This is a genomic window from Carnobacterium sp., from assembly GCF_032094055.1.
Classification (GTDB): Bacteria; Bacillota; Bacilli; order Lactobacillales; family Carnobacteriaceae; genus Carnobacterium_A.
Genome location: NZ_DAMDAK010000014.1, coordinates 26,385 through 33,222, shown reverse-complemented (window position 1 = coordinate 33,222; position 6,838 = coordinate 26,385). Strand labels below are relative to the sequence as shown.

Sequence of the window (6,838 nt, the reverse complement as noted above, 5' to 3'; positions counted from 1 at the left end):
TTATTACTCATGATTTAGGAGTAGTAGCCAATGTTGCTGATCGTGTTGCTGTTATGTATGCAGGTAAAATTGTTGAAGTAGGAACAGTAGATGAAATTTTCTATAACCCGCGTCACCCTTATACTTGGGGATTGATCAGTTCAATGCCAACATTGGAGATTAAAGAATCCTTGTATGCGATTCCGGGTACACCTCCTGATCTATTAGACCCGCCTAAAGGCGATGCATTCGCGCCACGTAATGAATATGCAATGAAAATTGATACGGAACTAGAACCGCCTTTATTTAAGATTTCAGATACGCATTATGCAGCTACTTGGCTATTGCATCCAGATGCTCCAGCAGTAGAGCCGCCTGCTGAAATCAAAGCAAGACAAGAAATTTATGAACAAAAATTTTCTAAAACGCAATATAAGAAAGAAACCTCCATTTCTAATGCCGAAAATGAAGTAAAAGGAGGCGTCTAAAATGAAACAAAAAGAGAAAATTTTAGAAGTTAAAGGATTAAAACAATACTTTAATGAAGGTACGAATAACGAAGTCCGCGCAGTAGATGATGTAACTTTTGATATCTATAAAGGAGAAACTTTTGGATTAGTTGGAGAGTCTGGTTCAGGAAAATCAACGACAGGACGTTCGATCATTCGTCTTTATGATCCAACAGCTGGTGAGATTGATTTTGAAGGAACTAAAGTTCATAGTATTAAAGGGAAAAAAGATATGCTGAGTTTCAGAAGAGATATGCAGATGATCTTTCAAGACCCTTATGCTTCATTAAATCCTAAAATGAAAATCCGAGATATTATTGCTGAAGGTATTGATATCCATGGTTTGGCAACTTCAACAGAAGACCGAAACCAACAAGTAGATGAATTACTTAAAACGGTTGGACTGAATCCCGATCATGCGTCTCGTTATCCCCATGAGTTTTCAGGTGGACAACGACAACGTATCGGTATTGCCAGAGCTTTAGCGGTTAAGCCGAAGTTTATTATTGCTGATGAGCCTATTTCTGCATTGGATGTTTCTATTCAAGCCCAAGTAGTAAACTTATTGATGGAATTGCAAAAAACAAAAGATTTAACGTTCTTGTTTATTGCCCACGATTTGTCAATGGTAAAATATATTAGTGATCGTATCGGAGTAATGAATAGTGGGAAATTATTAGAATTAGCGTCGGCTGAAGAAGTTTATAACCGTCCATTACATCCTTATACAGAAAGTTTGCTGTCTGCTGTTCCATTGCCCGATCCTGAATACGAACGGAATCGTGTTAGAACACCATATATTCCAAGAGAATCAAATGGTGAGGCAGAAGAATTAAGGGAAATTACACCTGGACATTTTGTTTATTGCCGCGAATCAGATGTTGCAGCTTTAAAAGCTAAGAAAGCCAGTTACACAGAAAAATAAGAAATTACTGGAAAAAGTAAAGGAAATCCGTTCATCGGATAGTTCCTTTGCTTTTTTTATTCTAAGTTTAGAACAACTTAAAAGATGCATAAAAATGTAATGTATTGTTTATGTATTTATGTTTCTTATTCTTGTTATTTATATTAATGTCTTAATGATAATGTTTATAAATATACATTTTTGTAAAGAAAGATTGATTTTCCAGCATTTATAAGCGATAAATGTGAACGAGAAACAATTAAAAGGAAAAAAAATGAGGAAAAAATCTTAAAAGTGACAAATAATTGACAAAAAGGGTGGCGTTTTCTTTATAAACAGTGTATAATGGTTCTTGTAAGCCAGTTAGTTAAGGATGTCATTAAAATCATTTTATTGGCTAGATCGATCCGCCTAAAAAAGGAGAGAATAACATATGGTTACTTTATACACATCACCTAGTTGTACTTCATGCCGCAAAGCACGTGCTTGGTTGGAAGAAAACAACATTACTTATAAAGAGAGAAATATCTTTTCAGAACCACTATCAGTTTCTGAAATAAAATCTATTTTACGAATGACTGAAGACGGAACAGAAGAAATTATTTCTACTCGTTCAAAAGTTTTTCAAGATTTAGATGTTGATTTAGACAATCTTCCTCTTTTAGACTTGTTTGCTTTAATTCAGGAAAATCCCGGATTGCTGCGTCGACCAATTATGGTAGACGACAAAAGATTACAAGTGGGATATAACGAAGACGAAATACGTCGCTTCTTGCCTAGAGAAGTTCGTGCTCTTGAATTGCAGTTAGCTCAACAAATTGTGGGTTATTAAAAAAGAAAAGTAAGTTAATAAAGTTCAACGTAAATTTCATTAAGAAATTTTACGTTGAACTTTTATTTAACTGTTACTCAATGTAGATAGAAAAGGAAACATTTAGTAAGACGCTAGTTTTTAAGTACTTTTACCTTTACATTTAATATATTTGCTTTAAAATAATTAGTATAAATATTTCTGCTATTGTCAAAAGACAATGCGGAAATGAAGAAGTGAGGTGTAGGACTATGGAAATGGAACATATAAATGAAAATACAATCCGTGTACTCATTGAAAGTACTGATCTAGAAGAAAGAGGCATTACCTTTTTAGATCTTTTAGGCAACCATAAACAAATAGAAAACTTCTTTTACAGTATTTTAGAAGAGGTTGATGTAGATGAACAGTTCCATGAATCCGATGCAATTACGTTTCAAGTGTTGCCGAATGGAAATGGATTAGAATTATTCATTAGCAAGGGTGGACCACTAAGCGAAGATATTGATCTATCTTCTGCCTCCGATAATTTTGATACAGGTAATTTTTCTGATCTCATTAAAAAACAATTGAGTGAAGATGACCAAGTAAATGACATTGAAGAATATTTGAATGCGATAGAAAGACCAACTCAAGAAGTTGTTTTGCGTTTTAATGAATTTGAAGATATGATTTCATTATCTAAACGCTTATATTTAGATAATGCAGCAACTAGTCTTTACTTTTATAAAAATAGTTATTTCCTTTATTTAGTATTTTTTACTGAGGAAACTACTGAGCGAAGTGTAGAAGAAGAAATTTCTTTAGCGTTAGAGTTTGCAGAAAAAACGCCGATCACTCATGGTGTGCTGACTGAACATGGACAATTGATTATGGAAAATAGTGCATTAGAGTTAACACGCTACTATTTTAAATAATAGCTTTTTAAGCAACAGATAAAAAACTTCCGAGAGAGCAATCTTTTCGGAAGTTTTTTTGCAGTTTTAAAAGAAATTCGTGATGGTTTGCGAATAGTATAAACAACTGCAAAAAAAGGAAGTGTGATAAATGCTAATCGCTTTGAACCAAGATAATAAGCATGTCCATGCTGCTAAAATAAAAATAATGAAACAGTTATCAAAACATGACCTCTATAGTTGTCCTGGATGTAAAGCACCGGTTTTTTTGAAAAAAGGAAAAATAAAACAAGCACATTTTTCGCATTATGCTCAATCCAATTGTCAAATGTTTTCAGAAGGAGAAACAGAGGAACATGTATTGGGAAAGCAGCTTTTATTCAATTGGTTTATTCAACAAGGATACCCATGCCAATTAGAAGCCTACTTACCTGAATTAAAGCAACGTCCCGATCTGCTTATATGGTTAAATGAAAAAAGAGCTGTTGCTGTTGAGTTCCAATGTAGTTCGCTATCACAGGAAAGAATGGTCGAAAGAACGGAGGGATATCTAAAGAACAACTATGAAGTATATTGGGTACTCGGGTCACAATTTAAACTCACTTCCAGCATATCTGCCTTTCAGCGAATGTTTATGTACAAATTTAAGAAATCAGGTTATTGTATGTTTTTCTTAGATGTTTACCGTGAACAACTGAACATCTGTACAGATATTCAACAAAATCAATTAGGATCTGCAGTTGCATTCAAAGAGATACTTGTTGAATTAGCTTCATCTAAATTAACCGCTTTAACGGATATCGTTACAAAAACTCCTTGTCAGAACCGCCAATTTAAAAAGATGAAAAATAAAACCATTGCCAAAGAATTATTAGCCAGTCATCATTTCTTAAACCGCAGTAGAATGTATCAGGAAACCGAAATGGTATTATTTCAAAAGTATATTTATCAACGAGGACATTCCTTAGTGTCTCTTCCTCAAGAAGTTTACTTTCCGGTTGAAAATAAACTAATCATTAAAACACTCCCGCATTTTTGGAAATTCATTCTGTTGGAATGGATTACAAAAAAATCTTTAGGAACTGTCATCACAAGATTGGAAATCACTTCTCAGCTTAAACAAATGGTAAAAGATAAACACCTTACTTTTTATTCGACCCCTATGATTCCTTTAACGGAAAAAAGAAAAGCAATCGATCCATTTATTCACTTATTAGTTCAATGTAACATTTTAGCAGAAGTTTTACCTAATCAATGGCTGATTCTATCAGAGCCTCATTTTTACTTAAGTGAGCAAGAAAAGCTAACAGACTTTTCTTGTTTCAAAAAATAAAACAGACAACACTAATTCCTCTGCACTTATCTAAAAGTTATGTTAAAATTAGAAAGTGATGAAATTTTAGGAGGGTTATATTAATGAATGAGTCTAAAAAATTACCAAAACGCGAAGAAGTTCCTCAAGCATTAACTTGGGATTTAGAAATTATTTTTGAATCAGATGAAGCCTTTTATACATCCTATCAAGAATTAGAACAAAAAATTGAGAAAATAGCTGAATTTAAAGGGAAACTTGGTGAAAGCTCAGCTGTTTTTTTACAAAGTATAGAATATATTTTAGAAGTTTCAAATCAGTTGGAGACCATTTACGTTTATGCCCACTTAAAAAATGACCAGGATACTACAAATGCTGATTATCAAGCGATGTATGATCGCGCTTCTTTATTGGCAACTAAAATCGGAGAAGCCATTTCTTGGTTTGAACCGGAAGTGTTAGAAATACCTGAAGAAAAATTAACAGACTTTTTAAAGGAAAATAAAGAGCTGGCATTGTACCAACATTTTATTGACCAATTAACGTTCTCAAGAGAACACGTTTTATCTGCAAATGAAGAAGCACTTTTAGCAGGAGCTGGAGAGATTTTTGGAGCTTCTAGCCGGACGTTCAACGTTTTGAATAATGCTGATCTTCAATTTCCAACCATAAAAGATGAAAATGGAGAAGATATCCAATTGTCTCATGGTGTTTATGGGCAATTAATAGAAAGTACAGATCGTTCTGTTCGTGAAGCTGCATTTAAAAATCTTTACAAAGTCTATCAAGGGTTGAACAATACTTTTGCAAGCACGCTCTCTTCTCATGTTAAATACCATAATTACAATGCAGCGATTCACCATTATCAGTCTGCCCGAGAAGCAGCGTTATCAGCTGGTCATATTCCAGAAAAAGTCTACGATACACTATTAGAAGTGGTTGGAGAACAGTTGCCTTTGCTGCACCGCTATGTCGCATTAAGAAAAGAATTACTTAAAGTGGATACATTGCATATGTATGACCTATATACACCTATCACAGGAGAAGCAAGTATTAAATTTACCTATGAGGAAGCAAAAACAGCTACTTTAGAGGCATTAAAACCATTAGGTGAAGAATATCGTTCTGTACTGGAAAAAGCTTTTGAAGACCGTTGGATTGACGTAGTGGAAAATGTTGGGAAAAGAAGCGGAGCGTACTCTTCCGGCGCTTATGAAACAAATCCTTATATTCTATTAAACTGGCATGATTCTTTAAACCATTTATATACACTTGTACATGAACTGGGACACAGTGTGCATAGTTATTTTACGCGTTCTAATCAACCGTATGTTTATGGCGATTATTCTATCTTCCTAGCTGAAATTGCTTCTACAACTAATGAAAATATTTTGACGGAATATCTATTGGAAACTCAGCATGACCCTAAGGTACGTGCCTATATTTTGAATCATTATTTAGATGGGTTTAAAGGAACGATTTTCCGACAAACACAATTTGCGGAATTTGAACATTTCATTCACGAAGAAGCGGCTAAAGGAACTCCTCTAACTAGTGAATTTTTAAACCAGAACTATGGCACTCTAAATACACGTTATTACGGGCCAGCAGTTGAAGAAGATCCAGAAATTGCTTTAGAGTGGTCGAGAATACCGCATTTTTACTATAACTACTATGTTTATCAGTATGCTACAGGTTTTTCAGCAGCAACAGCTTTAGCTGATAAAATTTTGAAAGATAAAAGCGGCAGTGCGTTGACAAATTATTTAACTTATTTGAAATCTGGAAGCAGTGATTACCCAATCGAGGTAATGAAAAAAGCAGGAGTGGATATGACGGAAAAAGCTTATCTCGCTGATGCAATGAAAGTTTTTGAAACAAGGTTAAATGAATTAGAAGCATTGGTAAGCACATTGAAAACTGACGAATAGCCTAAAAAAAGACTTCCTACAGCTCAAACTGCAGGAAGTCTTTTTCATTAGCTAGTATAGATCAAAGAACATGAAGGTTGCTTTTTTTCGAATCAGAAAGAGCACGATAAGGCGCTGGTTTGGTAGTATCTGCTTCATTGCATAATTCTTGCAGCAATTCTATTGTGATTTCTTCTTCGACTAAGACGCCATGGTTTTTAGTTTGATCACTGAAAACTACACAAGAAGGTGTACTGAGAACTTGCATTTCTCGAGCAATTTTTTGATCAGATTCAAAGACTGTTTTAGCAAATTCAGATTTTTTGTCTTCTAAAAACATTGGAATATCTAACTTGGCTTTTTGGGCGGTTTCTTGGATTAGTTTTTGTGAAAATGGCTGGTTTTCTACAGTTATTGCTTGTTGTAATTCCATTAAAAATACGCGTCCTTTTTTCTTGCCTTGCATAGAGGCAGCCGCGTAAGCTAAACAAGCGTCATAAATTTGAAAGAAAAGCTC

At 34.3% G+C, this 6,838-nt stretch carries 7 protein-coding genes; 6 read left to right on the top strand and 1 reads right to left on the bottom strand.

What is annotated here, in order from left to right; genetic code table 11:
- The 6 genes from RT405_RS03740 to pepF form a co-directional block, all read left to right on the top strand.
- The coding region (locus RT405_RS03740) for an oligopeptide/dipeptide ABC transporter ATP-binding protein (protein WP_396163193.1) at window positions 1-467 on the top strand (467 nt) is incomplete at its 5' end.
- A 1-nt stretch (window position 468) separates the two neighbouring features.
- Window positions 469-1,413 (top strand): ATP-binding cassette domain-containing protein, encoded by a 945-nt coding sequence (locus RT405_RS03735; RefSeq protein WP_313467665.1) that lies wholly within the window; start codon window positions 469-471, stop codon window positions 1,411-1,413.
- 412 nt (window positions 1,414-1,825) lie between these two features.
- Window positions 1,826-2,224, top strand: coding sequence for a transcriptional regulator SpxA (spxA, locus tag RT405_RS03730; protein WP_313467663.1), 399 nt, complete (start codon window positions 1,826-1,828; stop codon window positions 2,222-2,224).
- A 230-nt stretch (window positions 2,225-2,454) separates the two neighbouring features.
- On the top strand, window positions 2,455-3,120 hold the full coding sequence (locus tag RT405_RS03725) for an adaptor protein MecA (protein WP_313467661.1): 666 nt from the start codon (window positions 2,455-2,457) through the stop codon (window positions 3,118-3,120).
- Window positions 3,121-3,250: 130 nt separating this feature from the next.
- Entirely contained in the window at window positions 3,251-4,432 is a 1,182-nt protein-coding gene (locus RT405_RS03720) for a competence protein CoiA family protein (protein ID WP_313467659.1), read from the top strand.
- 83 nt (window positions 4,433-4,515) lie between these two features.
- The gene (gene pepF, locus RT405_RS03715; protein WP_313467657.1) at window positions 4,516-6,342 is read left to right on the top strand and encodes an oligoendopeptidase F; all 1,827 of its coding nucleotides are present in this window, start codon (window positions 4,516-4,518) and stop codon (window positions 6,340-6,342) included.
- A 61-nt stretch (window positions 6,343-6,403) separates the two neighbouring features.
- On the opposite strand, the gene RT405_RS03710 is transcribed toward pepF, so the two are convergent.
- On the bottom strand, window positions 6,404-6,838 hold a 435-nt coding region (locus RT405_RS03710), incomplete at its 5' end, for a DsbA family protein (RefSeq protein ID WP_313467655.1).

Coding starts and splice junctions, on each gene's coding strand:
- pepF (WP_313467657.1), top strand. CDS start 4,516: ATGAATGAGTCTAAAAAATTACCAAAACGCGAAGAAGTTCCTCAAGCA.
- RT405_RS03735 (WP_313467665.1), top strand. CDS start 469: ATGAAACAAAAAGAGAAAATTTTAGAAGTTAAAGGATTAAAACAATAC.
- RT405_RS03725 (WP_313467661.1), top strand. CDS start 2,455: ATGGAAATGGAACATATAAATGAAAATACAATCCGTGTACTCATTGAA.
- RT405_RS03720 (WP_313467659.1), top strand. CDS start 3,251: ATGCTAATCGCTTTGAACCAAGATAATAAGCATGTCCATGCTGCTAAA.
- spxA (WP_313467663.1), top strand. CDS start 1,826: ATGGTTACTTTATACACATCACCTAGTTGTACTTCATGCCGCAAAGCA.